Source organism: Caldithrix sp. (assembly GCF_056497305.1).
Genome location: NZ_JBSMDE010000210.1, coordinates 1 through 16572 on the forward strand (window position 1 = coordinate 1; position 16572 = coordinate 16572).

The 16572-nt window shown below is 43.0% G+C and carries 8 protein-coding genes; all 8 read left to right on the forward strand.

The features are described 5' to 3' along the window. On the forward strand, nucleotides 1–293 hold a 293-nt coding region (locus ACWB0I_RS17280; RefSeq protein ID WP_479389337.1), incomplete at its 5' end, for a T9SS type A sorting domain-containing protein. A 1143-nt stretch (nucleotides 294–1436) separates the two neighbouring features. Next, complete coding sequence (locus ACWB0I_RS17285; protein WP_479389352.1) at nucleotides 1437–2459, forward strand: LacI family DNA-binding transcriptional regulator; 1023 nt, start codon at nucleotides 1437–1439, stop codon at nucleotides 2457–2459. Between the two features lie 28 nt (nucleotides 2460–2487). Then, entirely contained in the window at nucleotides 2488–5454 is a 2967-nt protein-coding gene (locus ACWB0I_RS17290; RefSeq protein ID WP_479389338.1) for a T9SS type A sorting domain-containing protein, read from the forward strand. A gap of 120 nt (nucleotides 5455–5574) precedes the next feature. Then, nucleotides 5575–8499, forward strand: coding sequence for a TonB-dependent receptor (locus ACWB0I_RS17295; RefSeq protein ID WP_479389339.1), 2925 nt, complete (start codon nucleotides 5575–5577; stop codon nucleotides 8497–8499). Between the two features lie 16 nt (nucleotides 8500–8515). Beyond that, complete coding sequence (locus ACWB0I_RS17300) at nucleotides 8516–9568, forward strand: PorV/PorQ family protein (protein WP_479389340.1); 1053 nt, start codon at nucleotides 8516–8518, stop codon at nucleotides 9566–9568. A gap of 28 nt (nucleotides 9569–9596) precedes the next feature. Continuing rightward, nucleotides 9597–13196 (forward strand): hypothetical protein, encoded by a 3600-nt coding sequence (locus ACWB0I_RS17305; RefSeq protein ID WP_479389341.1) that lies wholly within the window; start codon nucleotides 9597–9599, stop codon nucleotides 13194–13196. 142 nt (nucleotides 13197–13338) lie between these two features. Continuing rightward, the gene (locus tag ACWB0I_RS17310; protein WP_479389342.1) at nucleotides 13339–14760 is read left to right on the forward strand and encodes a peptidylprolyl isomerase; all 1422 of its coding nucleotides are present in this window, start codon (nucleotides 13339–13341) and stop codon (nucleotides 14758–14760) included. An 11-nt stretch (nucleotides 14761–14771) separates the two neighbouring features. Then, complete coding sequence (locus tag ACWB0I_RS17315) at nucleotides 14772–16562, forward strand: sodium:solute symporter family protein (RefSeq protein WP_479389343.1); 1791 nt, start codon at nucleotides 14772–14774, stop codon at nucleotides 16560–16562. Nucleotides 16563–16572 lie beyond the last annotated feature (10 nt).

A 16572-nucleotide genomic window follows, 5' to 3' on the forward strand; every position in this document is an offset into this window, starting at 1 on the left:
CCATTGACCATCCCTCTCAGCCGGTTCGCACGTTTGAATTGTTGGGAAACTTTCCCAATCCATTCAATCCGACAACCACCATTCGCTTTTATTTGCCACACAAAGCGCAGGTGGTTTTGGAGGTGTACGATATATCTGGGAGATTGATTGAGCATTCTGCGAAGAATTTTACTAAGGCAGGAATACAGGATTGGACGCTGCGCGCAGAGCAGCTGCATGCCTCGGGAATGTATTTGTACAAGATTAGTACAGGTGGAGTACTAAAAACAGGTAAGATGCTTCTTTTAAAATAGGGCTATGCGATAATAAGAATACTGTGGAGCCATTGAATAATAGGAAAACACAACCCGAGCATTAAGAAAAAATCGAATGGAAATAGAACATACTTCCGGGGGTAAAAAGCCACGAATTGCAAAAGTGAACACGAATGGATTCAAAATGATTCTGAGAGGAAAAAGCGAAAGTGCTTCCGAGATTTTATTGTACGGGCTTGCCCCCATTTTCTGTAAGGTTGTGGATGGATAAAATTAAAAGCAAAGGATAGAAGAGTATAAAACAATATGCATAAAATAAAAAAGATGGTAAATGATTATTATAAGAAACCTCCTGTATGTTCTGCTTTAAATAGAATCAGACATTTGTAAAGTTGAGGTAGGGCAGCCTCAACAAACAGAACTTGCTGCTAATTCAGTTATCCAAATGTACACCTTGTTCATCGAATTGCTTGGGACGTTTGGATCGGAGACCACGCATATTGGATTCGAGTATGATGGAAAATAGTAAATCTGATAGGGACACTTTAATTAATGTTATCCCGATTGCGCTTCACGGCCGGCAGGTGCGCTGAGCAGAGTAGCTCTTTTGGGGAAAGGCCAAGATGTACGGTTGTCTCGGGATGTAAAATGACAGACCTTCTTTGTGTCTATTTTGCCTATTAAACCAATCAACTGCTGTTTGGATTTCCTACGTGATACTTTCTGTTTCAATAAGCCGGAAAAAGTAGCGTCAAAAAAGAGTCACCATTCGGTAGTGCCTATATTGATTTTTTATATGAAGCTTTTTGATGATTATTTTTGTGAATCTTATTTTCAATTTGCGGCAAGTAAAAATTTAAGTTGACTCTTAAAACAATATGTCAATATCCTTAGAGTGCCCACTAAAAAAAGCTATTGTACTTGTATAATATTCAATTTTGAGTTCACTCACGGAAGATATTTTTCTTCTATTTGATTAAGAGAATTCTTTTAAAGGTAAAATGTCTTTATTTAAGTATCAAGATTCTTCTATAGCCAGGGCGGAAAAAAATAAATGATTATATTTTAGGGTGAAAACAGAAATAGTTTTCAAAAAAATATTTGACGAAACTTTCGAAACTCTCTACTTTAATTTCGAAGTTTTCGTTAACCCCGAATTTTTTCTCAAATTTTGAGAGGTATATGTCGACCATTAAAGATATTGCCAAATTGGCCAATGTTTCCACCTCCACAGTATCAAAAGCTCTTAACGCCAGAGCAGATGTTAGTGAAAGAACACGCAAAAAGGTATTACAGATTGCCCAACAAATTAACTACGATATCTCACGTTTGCGTCGTGAAGGTCCTTTAATTAAAAGCAAAAATGTAGATGTTATCTTTTGCCGTGAAGAAAAACCACTCTCATTAAATCCTTTTTATTCCCGCGTACTCGAAGGCATTGAGGCGGAGCTCGCACTCAATCATTTTAACCTGGTTTTAACACTATTGCCCAATAAAAAAGATGTTCCTCTTCCTGAGCCTGTACTTCAACAAGAAGTGGATGGCGTTATTCTGGTTGGCGTTTTTAATCAGGATTTTATTGATAAAATTAAAAAAATTCAAATGCCGATAGTGCTTATTGATCCCAAAATTGTGGTTGAAGAATTTACCCAGGTTTTGATTGATAATGAACATGGGGGCTATACGGCGACTCAGTATTTAATACAAAATGGGCACAAACGAATTGGCTTTATCTCTGGTCCACTGGAGAGGCAAAGTTTTTTTCAACGTTTTCTTGGTTACAAAAAGGCATTAGAATTTCACGATATCCCTTTTGAAAAGGAATTGGTACAAACCGGCGGTCTGGAAGATGGTTACAAAAATACTAAAAGCTTACTCCAACTAAAAAATCCACCAACGGCTATTTTTTCTGCAAATGATATCAATGCCATTTATGGTATCCAGGCTATTAAAGAAAACGGTTTGAACATCCCCGAAGATGTTTCTATTGTTGGTTTTGATGACATTGAACTTGCGATGATGTCCACTCCTCAATTAACAACCATACGCGTTTACAAAGAAGAGATGGGATCTATTTCCGTACGTCTTTTGATCCAGCATTTGCGCCGCGAAATTAATAGGCCCCTAACTTCATTTGTTCCTACGCGATTGGTCGAGCGCAATTCCGTGAAAAACTTAGAATCGTCTTCCAATAAAAAGAAATGATTCCCACTAACCAAAAGGAGGGTGTTGTATGCGCACCAAAATTTTACTATCCATTTTATTCGTATTAGGGGGCCTGTCTATGGTCATGGGGCAGGTGGTTGCCGATTTTGAAACCACAACGGATGGTTTTGATATTGGCTGGGGTAATACGATTACCAGTGTTTCGCAAATGGCAGATCCCACCGGAGCGAGTGGTGGAGTTCTGTCTCTTGCTTTCGATGCTTCCGGCTCAGAGCAAAAGGGAGCAGTGCAAAAGTTGAATATTGATGCCAACGGAGCAAAAGTCATCACCTTTTTTCTTTATCTTCCGGCTGATCTTCCCGATGGCGTTCTAATCAAAGCCTGGGCCCAAGATAATGACTGGACATGGATGGATTTTAAATTCTACTCTCAGGACATTCCTAAAGAGGTCTGGTTTCCGATATCGTTTGATCTGGAGCAGGCGCATGCCTTGAATGCCGGCTTTGATGTAAGTCAGGGACCCTTACAAAAAATAGGGCTGGAATTTGGCACTTGGGATATTGCGGCAGATGATACGAGTTATACGGGAACAATTTATGTGGATGATGTCAGTCTTTTGGGCGTTCTTCCCGTAAAGGTAGCCTCTTTTGAAACCGGCATGGATGGTTACAGCATTGGATGGGGCGATTTTATTACAGAGTTGAATACTGCAGCTGATCCGGCAGGACAATCTGGTAATGCACTGGCTATTTCTTTAAACGCTTCTACGACTAACGAGCAGAAAGGCGCTATCGCAAAAACCAATCTTGACATTGGAAATGCACAATTAATTACAACCTATATTTACCTCCCGTCAGGAACGCCCGACTCGATCCTGATTAAAACCTGGGCGCAGGATAACGACTGGACCTGGTTTGACTTTAAATTTTACGCGGTAGATATCCCAAAAGACACCTGGTTTCCGCTTCATTTCGATGTAAAAGCGGCTCATGCCTTGAATGCAAGCTGGGATGCTTCGACCGGTGCAATCCAGAAATTTGGCCTTGAATTTGGTACCTGGGATTTAAAAGGCGATGACCTGAATTGGTCCGGAACCATTTATGTGGACAATGTGATCTTACAATCAGCCGAAGTAGCGCCCAAATGGGTTATTGCCAGTTTCGAAAAAGAAGCCGCGGGGACGCAAGGTTTTTCCAACACAGGCTGGAACAAGGCCATTACCTTTCTCGGTCGGGTTACCGACCCTACGGGAAGAAGCAATGGCGTTTTACAGACCGACTGGGATTTTGGACTTGACATAAAAGCTTCATTCTCAAATGGGAACGTAACCTTTGGCTGGAGTGATACGGCCGGTGTGGACACGGGCGCTACAGAAATTCAGATGGATGTCTGGCTGCCTGCTGATTTCCCGGCGGATTCAACCATGCAGCTCTCCATTTTTGTGCAAGATCATGATACCTGGACGTGGACAGAAGATAAATATCTGGTCAGCGCTTCCCAATTTAATCTTGGCGATTGGACAACCATCTCTTACGATTTGTTATCACATGTACAAAGCGGAGAAGTCAATCCCTTTGTAACGGCAACGGTGGGTGTTCAGATTTATGATATGACTGAATCCAGCACCTGGACGGGAACCACGTACTGGGACAACGTGACTTTGGTAGGCGTAGAAGAACCTGAAGGTGAGCTGGCTTCTCCGAAAGTGATCGCGGCGGTTGATACGGTTACAACCTCGGTGACCAGCTTTCAGGTGGTTAACATTCAATGGGTTGACAATAACCTGGGTAGCGAAACATACCGCGTTTATATGAGTGAACACCCCATCACCGATTTAACTGCTGAAGGCGTGGTGCGCATCGCGCGTGATGTGCCACACGGAACGGAATACTGGAATTATCGCCCCTTTACAAATGAACCGAAAGAAGTAACACTTTACTTTGCCGTAACAGCCGTTAGCGCCGAAGGCGACGAGACACCGTTAACAGAAGAATGTAAAGCTGGGCCCATTACCTTAACTTCAAGCGCCACGGCAAAAGCCGTTTACGTAAAAGATTTTGCCAGCTCCTTTGTTTTGGATGGTCTGGATACCGAATTTTTGCCCTATTCTGATTACGAGCTTAAGCCTGAAAGTGCTGGCGGACGCGATGCCGAAAATTGGGATCTGAATTCAACAGACTTGATGTGGAATGCTATTTTTGTGGTGGATGATGATTACCTCTACATTTCTGCACATGTGATTGATAATGATCTCAATGCCACAGGCAGCGACCCCATTATTGGCGGACAGGCCTGGATGGGAGATGCGCTGGAGTTTTATATGGGATTCTATGATCGTAGCACTTTAAAGCAATTCCATGGTTATAAAGACGTTATGAGCCCGGGTACGGGTGATTATCGGATTAGTTTTACTGCCTGGGGCGAAGTACAGAGCGCTTCTGCTGCTTACGATTTTCCTGGTTTGGAAAGCACGGTCTTTCAGAGTTTTACGGGTGACGGTTACATCATTGAAGCGCGCATTGCACTGGATTCGTTAGCGCAGGATGGCGATTTGCAAATAGTTGACGGATTTTGCTTTCCCTTACGCATCGATGGTACCGACCTGGATCCCTCAGAAGGCGATGAAGAACGCACGCTGATCGCCCAATGGGGCGGCATGGGCGGCAATACTGAAGACTGGTTACGACCCAGCAGTTGGGGAGTTCTGGAAGTAATCAACGGCCCCACGGCTGTTGATGAATTGGCCAACACCCCGAAAACGTTTAAATTGTACGAAAATTATCCCAATCCATTTAATCCTTCTACTAATATCACTTTCGATTTGCCAACAACGGATCAGGTGACCATAACGATTTTTAACATCTTGGGGCAGAGGGTACGAACTTTGGTTAATAAGAAATTTTCTGCTGGCACACACACTGTGACCTGGAATGGCCGAGATGAGCGGGGGTGGACTCTTAGTTCTGGCCTCTACTTATTAAAATTCGAGAGTAATAAATATTCAGCCATACGAAAGATGATGCTATTAAAATAGAAAATTGATTGAAGCTCTACACGGCAGAGGCGGAAAAACCGCCTCTGCCTTTAATTAATTAATAATGGCGGAGGTTCGATGTCCGTTTCGAACAAAAGCTGGAAAATATGCCTGAGGGGTATGTTCCTTTTATTAATTTCGGTTTCATGGATTATGGCCGGTACAACCGGGAAAATTGCCGGAACGGTTTACGATCAACAATCGGGCGAACCATTAGCCGGCGTAAATATCTATCTTTTAAATACATCGTATGGGGCCGCTTCTGATCTGGATGGCTATTTTTACATTCTGAATGTGCCGCCAGGGGTTTACACCCTTGTGGCGCAAATGGTCGGTTACAGTGAATATCGAATCAAAGAGTTGGCCGTAAGCGCAGATCGTACCACCAGTCTGAGAATACGCTTACAACCGGAAGCCATTCAAGGTGAAGTCATTGAAGTGGTGGCAGACAAAATTAAAGTCCAAAAAGATCTTACCTCCTCTGAAGTTTCGGTTGGCGCAAAAAAGATTGAGGCTCTGCCCATACGGACGGTTAGTGAGATAATCTCCTTGCAGGCCGGCATCGTAAAAGACGCCAACAATCAAATCCATATTCGTGGCGGTCGTTCAACCGAAATTTCCTACATGGTTGACGGTGTTCAGATTTTAGATCCTTTAAATCGTGGCTGGGGCGTTTCCATTGATGACCAGGCCATTGAAGAATTGAAAACCATTTCTGGAACCTTCAATGCCGAGTATGGGCAGGCACTTTCCGGTGTTATCAATATTGTGACCAAAAAAGGCAGCGATCGGTTCAAATGGAATTTAACCGCTTATTTTGGTGATTATCTGAGCTTGGATGATAAAAACTTTTATGTAATGAATAATGCAGAATGGGCCCATGCCGCAGGTGAAGCGCTGGCCCGCAAAAATAAATTTATTCTTTTTGATTTTTCCAGATACGGCAATGATTATCAAAAAATTTATAAAGAAAAACCCTATTTAACACATAAGCCTTATTTAAACCGCTATGAACCATGGAAGCATCAGGATATCCAGTTGAATCTCTCGGGGCCTTTACCTTTAACGCATAAACGATTGAAATATTTTATTTCCGCTCGTTACACCAATCATCCCGGTTATGTTTACGGTAAACGATATTTTATGCCCTGGGGATTTCAATCTCCGGCCATGGATACGGTCCATACGTTTAAAAAGCCTGACAATAAATTAGTGCCTCTCAATCGGGACAAAAACTGGAGCGGACAGCTTAAACTTTTTTACAAGCTTTCTGATGTCATGGAATTGAGCTATGGGTTCTACCTGAATCGTAATTATAATTATAGCACTGCCGGCTATAATTACAAATACGTACCGGATGCCGGCAAACATTACTACACCGATGTATTAACGCACATCATCTCTTTAAAACATGTTCTCTCTTCAAGTACGTTTTACGATTTAAAAGCAAGTCTATACACCAAACATCATAAAAACTACCTGTACAAAGATCCCTTTGATTATCGCTACATGCCGACAAAATCCAGTGATTTTGAGTTGTACGTTTTTGGCCGTGAGGCCTCTGATTACATCTCGTTAACGCAAAATCCAAACGACTTTGCCTATTACGGTAACCCTTTAGATCGGGGGAAAGAAGACGTAAAGTATTATTCTTTTAAGTTTGATATTACCAGTCAGGTGAGTCGCTATCATTTAATTAAAACCGGCGTTTCTGCTGTATTGCATGATGTGCGCAATGAATGGTTTACCCTACAATTTTCGGAAGCAACCTATCGTCCAATCATTCCCACTGAAAATTCGCCTTTTTATGAAAAATATCATTTTAAACCCAAAGAATTTGCAGCCTACATTCAGGATAAAATTGAGTTTAAAGAATTCATTGTCAATTTAGGTGTCCGTTATGATTATTTTAATTCGGATGGTAATGTGTTGAACGATCCAGCAGATCCGCAAATTTATGATCCATTTAAATTTGATCATATCTACGAAAATTATGCGCCGGGCCTTCCGGACAGTGAGCTGGTTGAATACACTATAGCGGAGCGCAGAAAGTTCTGGTACAAAAAAGCAAGGCCAAAATTTCAAATCAGCCCGCGCTTGGGATTTTCTTTCCCCATTACAGAAAAAGGCGTTATTCATTTTTCTTACGGCCACTTTTTTCAGAATCCTGAATTTCGTTTCCTGTACGATAATCCCAATTTTTGGATTGAAGGCGCAGGCGCACAAAACCTTGTGGGCAATGCCGATTTGAACGCCGAACGTTCTGTAATGTATGAAATCGGATTGCAACAGGAAATCGGCAACCATCTTTACTTCCATTTAACCGGATTTTACCGCGATATTCGAGATTGGGTCGGTATCAGTCGGCCGATAGACACTTACCGTGGAATCACTTATTTTAAATACATCAACAAAGATAACGCCACGGCTAAAGGCCTAACCGTTTCCAGCGCAATTAATTATGGGCACGTGAATGTAAATCTGGACTATACGTACATGATTGCCCGCGGGACTTCTTCCAATCCACAGGATGCGTACTATGACGCGCTGGATAACAGGGCCCCGCGTTTAACCTTGATTTATCTGAACTGGGACCAAACCCATTCTTTAAACACGGTCATTAACTATAACAACAAAGGCTGGAATGCCACCCTCACCGGTAGCATAGCCTCCGGCTTTCCCTATACGCCAACCTTCGCCCGGGGCGAAGTCTCCGGTTCCGGTACTTTCGTCGGCTTGACGGAAAATAGCGCCCGCAAACCAATGACTTTAAATTTCGATTTAAGAGTGGCCAAAAATCTTCGCCTGTCAAAGGGAATGAATTTAACGCTCTTTGCAACGGTTACCAATCTGTTCGACATCAGAAATGCGCGGAATGTCTATTCCGACACAGGTCAACCCGATTATACATTGCAGGGCGTTAATCAAATCGATCGGCAGGGGGATCCCGACATTGAAATTTCCAATGTTCAGGAATATTTTACCAATCCATATTACTACACACCTCCCAGATTTATTGAACTGGGGTTCAGGTTAAGTAGATAACTGGTGAGGAAGTTTTATGATTATCAAAAGAAATATACTTAAGCAACGTGCTGCGCTGTTTCTATTGCTATTAATTTTCATTTTTTCACAACCGCTTCAAGCACAAAAAGTGTCCCGAGTTGGCACGGCTGCCGCAACCTTTCTAAAGATCGGTGTAGGAGCGCGTGCCCTGGCCATGGGCGAAGCCTACACCACCATAGGCGGTGATGTCACGGCAACCTATTGGAATCCAGCCGGCCTGGCCGCGGTAGAAAAAAATCAATTTTTATTTACGCATTACAACTACATTGCCGATATCTATTTTGATTATGCTGCCATGGCCATTCCGTTTTCTAATATTGGAACTTTTGGCCTGTTTATTACCTATCTTGGCATGCCCGATATAGAACGAACTACCATTACCGAACCTTACGGCACAGGCGAAAAGGTCTCGGCTTCATCGTTTAATATGGGTATTTCCTACGGAAAATATTTAACAGACCGTTTTTCTATCGGTGGGAATTTCAAATACATTCAGGAAAATCTTTGGCACACCACGGCAAGTTCTTTTGCTTTTGACATTGGTCTTATTTACAGGACGCACTTTAAAAATCTAACCATCGGTATGGCTATTACGAATTTTGGCCCCGGCATGCAACTGCAGGGCCGCGATTTACTGGTACAACACGATATTGATGAAACAAGCGAAGGAAATAATGGCAATATCAATGCGGACCTTAAAACCGATGCGTTCAGCCTGCCCATTTTGTTTAGAGTTGGTACTTCCATTAATCTATTGCGCGATGTGATCGGTCTTAAAAACAACAATCTTCTTCTATCCATAGATGCCGTACACCCCAGTGACAATTACGAGTACATCAATTGTGGACTGGAATATGCATATAAAAACATGATTGCCATGCGGACTGGCTATCGGGAAACCTTCCTTAGAGATCGAGAAGGCGGCTTTACTTATGGATTGGGCCTTAACTTACATGTGATGGGTATTGGCCTTAAGGTAGATTATGCGTTGGCCGATTTTGGGCGTTTGGACACCTTAAATAAATTCTCTTTGATTCTGGAACTCTAATTGCCAATAAGATGGGAGTTTAACACGCATGAAGTTAATAAAAATTGTATTCGTAATTTTGATAACAACGCAGCTTATGATGGGCCAGGATACGCATGGCAGTCCGCAATACCGGGCGCGAAATGACCATTCTGGCAATTTGATTCGTGTAACTTTCTGGAATCAGGGCATGCTGGGAGGCCAGAAAGGGGACAATAGTTTAATTTATCCTGGCGAATGGCCAATTAATAGCGGTTTTGCGCAATTGGGAAATGCTTCCAGCTATGTGGGTAGTAAATTACGCGTGCCAACCGTAAACGATTCCACGGGCGATACCAGCTATGTGGAAATTACGCCGGTCGTTTTTTGTCAGGGATGGGATCCTCTGATGTTTTCACATGATTCGTTGGGTAATTTTTTGGGCTTTGAGCCTCTTCCTGGGTTTTATAGCATCAGCCAAAAAGAAGAGGACCCATTTCATGCTGTGGCTATGAGTCATCAGGCTTTTACCTGGCCTGCGTATTGGCCTGATAAAATGGATGATCCTTTGGATCCTGGATGGCCCAATCACTGGAACGGATATTTTGGAAAAGATCAGAAAAATGCCGACCAGGAAAGTTATTTTGTAATGGATGATTACATGTTTAAAAAACGTGTTTCGGGCGTCAAATTGCCGCTACCCATTCCGTCGCAACCAGAGCGTGGAGGCCTTGGCTTGAAACAATCCGTTCGTGGTTTACAATGGTCCAACCCCGATGCCGAAGATTGTATTTTTTGGATTTACAAAATTACAAATTTTGGAGAACTGGAATTACCGCAAACCGTGTTCGGGTTAAACGTTGGAGCGTCAGAAGGGGCAAAAATAAACCAGAATACAGACTGGGACGATGATTGCGCAATTTTTTATCGCGACCTTGATTTAACGGTGAATTACGACTGGGATAATGTGGGAACGGCCGGCTACTCTCCTGTGCCCTGGATGGGATTTGCGTTTTTGGAAAGTCCGGGTAATGCGGTTGATGGGATTGACAATGATGGCGACGGTTTACTGGCGCCTGGAGGGGGAAAAATCATTTCTACCGACGATTTCTTCCATTCATACAATGTCGGCGATCCAATTGTGTTGATCGATTACCACACCTATGAACGTAAACTAACCACCATGCCGGCAAAAGGTGTAACCTTTCAGGTTAATGGAAAAAAATATCGGAAAGTCCCCGGCGCTCCTCTGGAAGAAATTCCCCGTAATGGTGTAGATGACAATTTAAATGGCCTGATTGACGAATCCGACGGAGCTTTGGCGCCAGATTCTGTTTATTTTTATTTGTACATTAGAGACCCCGTTTACAACAACCGCGATTATCTGGCAAAGGATTATTTTACAGGTAATGGGCTATCAAATTTAATGATCGATGAGCGGCGTGATGACGGCATTGATAATGATGGTGACTGGGATGCAAATTATGACGATACCGGTCTGGATGGTAAACCGGGTACGGGTGATCCCGGTGAGGGCGACGGCCAACCAACTCCTGGTTATGGCGAGTTACAGGGCGAGCCGAATATTGATATTACGGATGTGGATGAATCCGATCAGATCGGGCTTACCAGTTTTATTTTTTACGAATATGGATCGTTAACCTATTCCAACGACGAAGACATGTGGAATGTCTCGCGTCCGGGCTTTTTTGATAGCCATTTAATTAATGTGGATGCCGATTACGTGTTTTCAACAGGCTATTTCCCTTTACAACCAGGTCAAAGTGAATCATTTTCCATTGCTCTGCTTTATGGTTGGGATGAACAGGACCTCATTCAAAATAAAAAGATCGTGCAGGACATCTATAATGCCAATTACAATTTTGCTGTTGCGCCCGATAAACCCACCTTGCAGGCCGTTGTGGGAGATGGCAAGGTAACCCTGTTCTGGGATGACAAAGCCGAAAGAAGTTTTGATCGTTTTTTAAAAGAATATGACTTCGAAGGTTATAAAATTTATCGCGCCACCGACCCGGGGTTTGTGGATGCGGGCATCATTACCGATGGTTACGGTTATGCCTATTACACAAAACCGCTGGCTGTGTACGACAAGGTGGACAGCGTTTTTGGCTTTTTCCCGAAAACTCAAGGACGCGGTGTGCAATTTTTTCTGGGAAATGAATCGGGACTGGTGCATACCTTTGTTGATTCTCCTTTAATAAATGGTGTTCGTTATTTTTACGCCGTAACGGCCTACGATCGGGGCAATGTGGAAAAGAATATTATCCCTTCCGAAACGAATAAGTTTGTTACCATCAGTCCCACCGGTGAAATTAGGACTGGCGATAATGTCGTTGCTGTGGTTCCAACACCGCCAGCTCTGGGCTATAAAGCGCCGGATTTTGATGTGGCGCCTCATCAGTTGGGCGGCGGTGTTACCGAAGGTAAAGTTTATGTCAATTTTATTGAACCCGACAAAATCCCCGACGATCATGAATTTGAACTACAATTTCTCGATCAATCAATGGACCGGCGCGATAATGACCTGGACAGTCTGATCGATGGGAAGGATGAAGATGAACTTTTGCCCACTAAAACCACGGGCTTTGTGCTAAAGGATCTTACGATAAATGAGGTGGCGGATACGGTCTGGTTTTACGAGTATGCCAAAGTTGACGATCGATTGTTGCCTCTGAAAAATTTGTACGCTGATGATGATGGCAATCCAAGAACCTTAACTGCGATTTTAGGAGGCATGAAATTTTTTATTTACAATCCGGCGCCTTCTATTCTTAATATTCCCCGATTGAGGATTTACAGCGGAATTCAATGGAGCCGCAACATCGATTATTCTTCAGCCTATCCGTTGCGGTTTGGCGTTTTCGACCTTGGCGGTTTTAAAAAGGGCATCTCCTATCCCCGGCAATACAAAATCGTCTTTTACGATGAAATCGTCGGGCAATCGGTGACGGTTTATCCCGTTCTGGAGCAAACCGGCACGCCAATTCCCGTTCCGCCGCGTGATGTTAATTTTAAAATTTATGATCAACAAACCGGCAAAGAAATTCCATTCGGCTTTGTGGATGCCTCGACCAGTCCGCAGATACCGGCCGGTCACTTTTCAGCCAAAGATCGCATCTTCTTTTTTGAAACCTTACCTGATAGTTCCACCGTGATTACCTTTAGTCTTTTAAACAATGCGGTTGAGGATACGTCGTTCATTAATTATCATGGCAGATTGCTGGGGGCAGGCGACACGCTTAATCTTTATCCGGATTTTCCGTTTACGGGTAATGTAAAATACCGTTTCAGAACGATTGGCCAGAGAATCGATAAAAATGAGGCCAGGGCTAAACTGGACGGGATCACCGTCGTCCCCAACCCCTATGTGGTTACGGCAGCCTGGGAAATTAAAAATCCTTACACCAGCGGACGGGGTCCACGGTCTATTAAATTCATGAATCTTCCACAGGAATGTACCATTCGCATTTACTCGGTGGATGGTTCATTGGTGCGTAAACTGGAACACCATTCTACCATGACCAATGGCAGCGAAGAATGGGACGTACTTTCTAAAGACAACATGGAAATTGCATTTGGCGTTTACATTTACCATATCGAAGCACCGGGCATCGGTGAAAAAGTGGGACGGATTATTATTATTAAATAAATAGCAATTTAATATAGGCGCTGAATGTGGTAAAGACAGTTAAACAGTTCGGACACGTACCAACTCAACCGGGGGGAAATGGTCGCTATGAATCAGAGTTTGTGTTTCAAACGCTTCATTTTGAACTAAATTGTGGGAAAAAATGCGGACAGTATTAAAATTTATAATTCTGATCAATTTTATGTTCCTGGCCTGTGCCAGAGAGCAAAAGGTAACGGTTGTAGCCCGCATCGGGCAACAAGCCATTACCCTATTAGAATTCAGGCTGGCCTATCAAGATTTGTTAAAACAACCGGATGTATTTGATTCCAGGGCGCTACGTGAACGATTTTTAAATGAGTTGATTAATCGTAAATTACTGGCACAGGAAGCTAAAAAGAGAGCCCTTGACCGAAATGAAAAACTGCAGGCACAGGTGGAAGCATATCTGGAAAAGACTCTACGTCAGGCCCATTACAGGGCGTTGATTGAACCTGCAATTAAAACAGATTCCGTTGAAGTTAAGGCCATTTACGCTTATACCCGACAACAGCGCAAATTAAAACACCTTTACTTTAAAAGCCGTGCCCGGGCCGACAGCGTCTATCAATTATTACGAAAAGGCGTTCCATGGGACGACCTGGCGCGGAGTGTATTTAAGAACTCTACCCTAGCAGAAAGCGGTGGTGAACTCGGTTGGGTACACTGGGATCAATTAGAGTATGAAATGGCCATGGTCGCCTTTGGGCAGCCGAAAGGAACGTATTCGAAACCTGTAAAGTCAACTTACGGCTATCACATCCTTTTTGTGGAAGATTTAAAAATAGATCCTTTTGTCACGGAAGAGGAATTTAATGTCCACAAAAAAAAGGTTCTTAAACTGGTGAGAGCGAAAAAAGGTCAGGTCCTTGCCCGGGATTACATTGAGCGGATGATGAAAGAGGTTAAGGTTAAGGTTCGTCCCCTGGTCATGCAAAAGGTCGGTTCCAAGCTTTCCAGCATTTTCAGGCGTAAACCTTCTCCATTTGATGAGATGAAAACCTTTCAATTGGCCGGTCCCGAGGCGCGTTCATTGGAGCTTTCGTTGTGGGATTTACGAAACGAAACACTGGCTTATATTAACGGCAAACCGTTAACGGTAAAAAAATTCATCTATGCCCTGAATTTTGTGCCCTACAGGGCCGTTTATAAAAGTTTTAAAACAGCGCTGGATTTTGTCATCCGCGATCAGGTGTTAACTGACGAAGCGCGAGCCCTGAATCTTGGAAAAAAATATCGCTTCGTTCAATTAAAAACACAAATTTATCAGGATTATTTGTTACAGATAACGTTCAGAAAAATGATGGCGCATCAAGTCAGCTTGTCTGAAATAGAATTGCGTCGTTATTATCAAGGCCATCAAAAACAGTTTAACAATCTGCCTTTTGACTCTGTCAAAACTTTCCTGAACAAAAGGATGATCAACGAAAAAAGAATTCAAAAAATTAGTGCGCTGATTGATTCATTGCGGCAGAATAACAAAATCGAGCTCTTCCCCGAACGCGTCCATCACTACTATGAAAATTTGATAAACCATAAAGATTAAAAGGGGTGAAAATGCAAATTCATGTGGTCGATATTACGATTATCATTCTCTATTTAATTCTGGTTGTGGCTATTGGTTTTCTAATAAAAAAGAAAGCAGGTGAGAATTTAGAGTCGTATTTTTTAAGCGACCGCTCCATACCCTGGTATTTACTGGGGCTATCCAATGCCTCCTCCATGTTTGACGTAACAGGCACGATGTGGTTTGTGGCCATTTTGTTTGTTTACGGTTTAAAGGGGGCCTGGCTGCCATGGCTCTGGCCGACTTTTAATCAGGTTTTTCTCATGATCTACCTGGCAGTTTGGATCAGACGGTCTAATGTGGTTACCGGAGCGGAATGGATGGAAACGCGCTTTGGGAACAGCCGGGGCGGAGAGTTGTCGCGTCTGAGCATTGTGGTTTTTGCCCTGGTTTCGGTAGTTGGCTTTCTTTCTTATGCCTATCAGGGAATTGGTAAATTTGCATCGGTTATTTTGCCCTGGGGCTTTTCACCTGAAGTCTATGGCTTGATTTTAATGATCATTACTACCATTTATGTTATTATGGGTGGCATGTACAGCGTGGTTTTTACGGACATTATTCAGTTTGTCATGTTAACAATTGCGTCACTGATCATTGGCATAGTGGCCATGAATAAAGTTTCTGCTGATCAATTAGCTGCTGTAATTCCCAATGGATGGAAAGAACTGTTTTTTGGGTGGCATTTAAATCTGGACTGGAATTCAATTTTACCCGAAGTGAATCAAAAGATCGCTGCAGATGGATTTGGTCTGTTTGGTGTGGTCTGGATGATGATCTTATTTAAAGGGATCTTTGTTAGTATGGCCGGCCCGGCGCCCAATTACGATATGCAACGCGTGCTGGCCACACGCAAACCGAAGGAAGCATCATTTATGAGTGGCGTTGTTTCTGTGGCATTAATCCCGCGTTGGTTTATGATTGGTGGAATCACTGTGCTGGGCCTGGTTTATTTTATGCCTCATTTGAAAGCCATGGGCAATAACATCGACTTTGAAATGATCATGCCTTATGTGATCCAAAATTTTTTGCCGGTTGGGGCGGTGGGCATTATCATCTCCGGCCTGCTAGCCTCGTACATGTCCACCTTTGACTCCACGGTTAATGCCGGCGCCGCATACGTGGTTAATGATATCTATGTCAAATATATCAATCCCGCGGCCTCTTCTAAAAAGATCATTTCTATGAGCTATCTGGCTTCGGTCGGTATTGTATTGCTGGGAATTGTCTTCGGCATGATGTCAACTTCGATCCACACAGTAATGCAGTTTATCGTTTCGGGATTATATGGTAGTTATACGGCTCCTAATATTCTAAAATGGCACTGGTGGCGTTTTAATGGTTATGGCTATTTTGGGGGGATGGCCTCCGGCCTGGCGGTCGCTCTGGCCATGCCTGTTTTATTCCCCTCTTTAAATATACTCATTGGATTTTTCATTATCTTCATGATTTCTATGATGGTAAGCATCTGGCTCAGTTTGGCCACGGCCCCAGACGATGAAGAGGTGTTAAAATCGTTTTATAAAAATGTACGTCCCTGGGGGTTCTGGAAGCCCATTCATGATATGGTTGTAGCCGAAGATACTGCCTTTAAAAATAAAAGCAACTGGAAACGAGATTTGCTTAATGTGGGAGTAGGCATTGTCTGGCAGTTTAGTTTGGTTATTCTACCCATTTATTTGGTCATAAAACAGTTCGACGCGCTGGCTCTAACGTTGATTATCCTGATCATCACGACCTGGTTTTTAAAACGAAACTGGGTTAACCATCTTGATGAGGCGTGAAAAAAGAAAG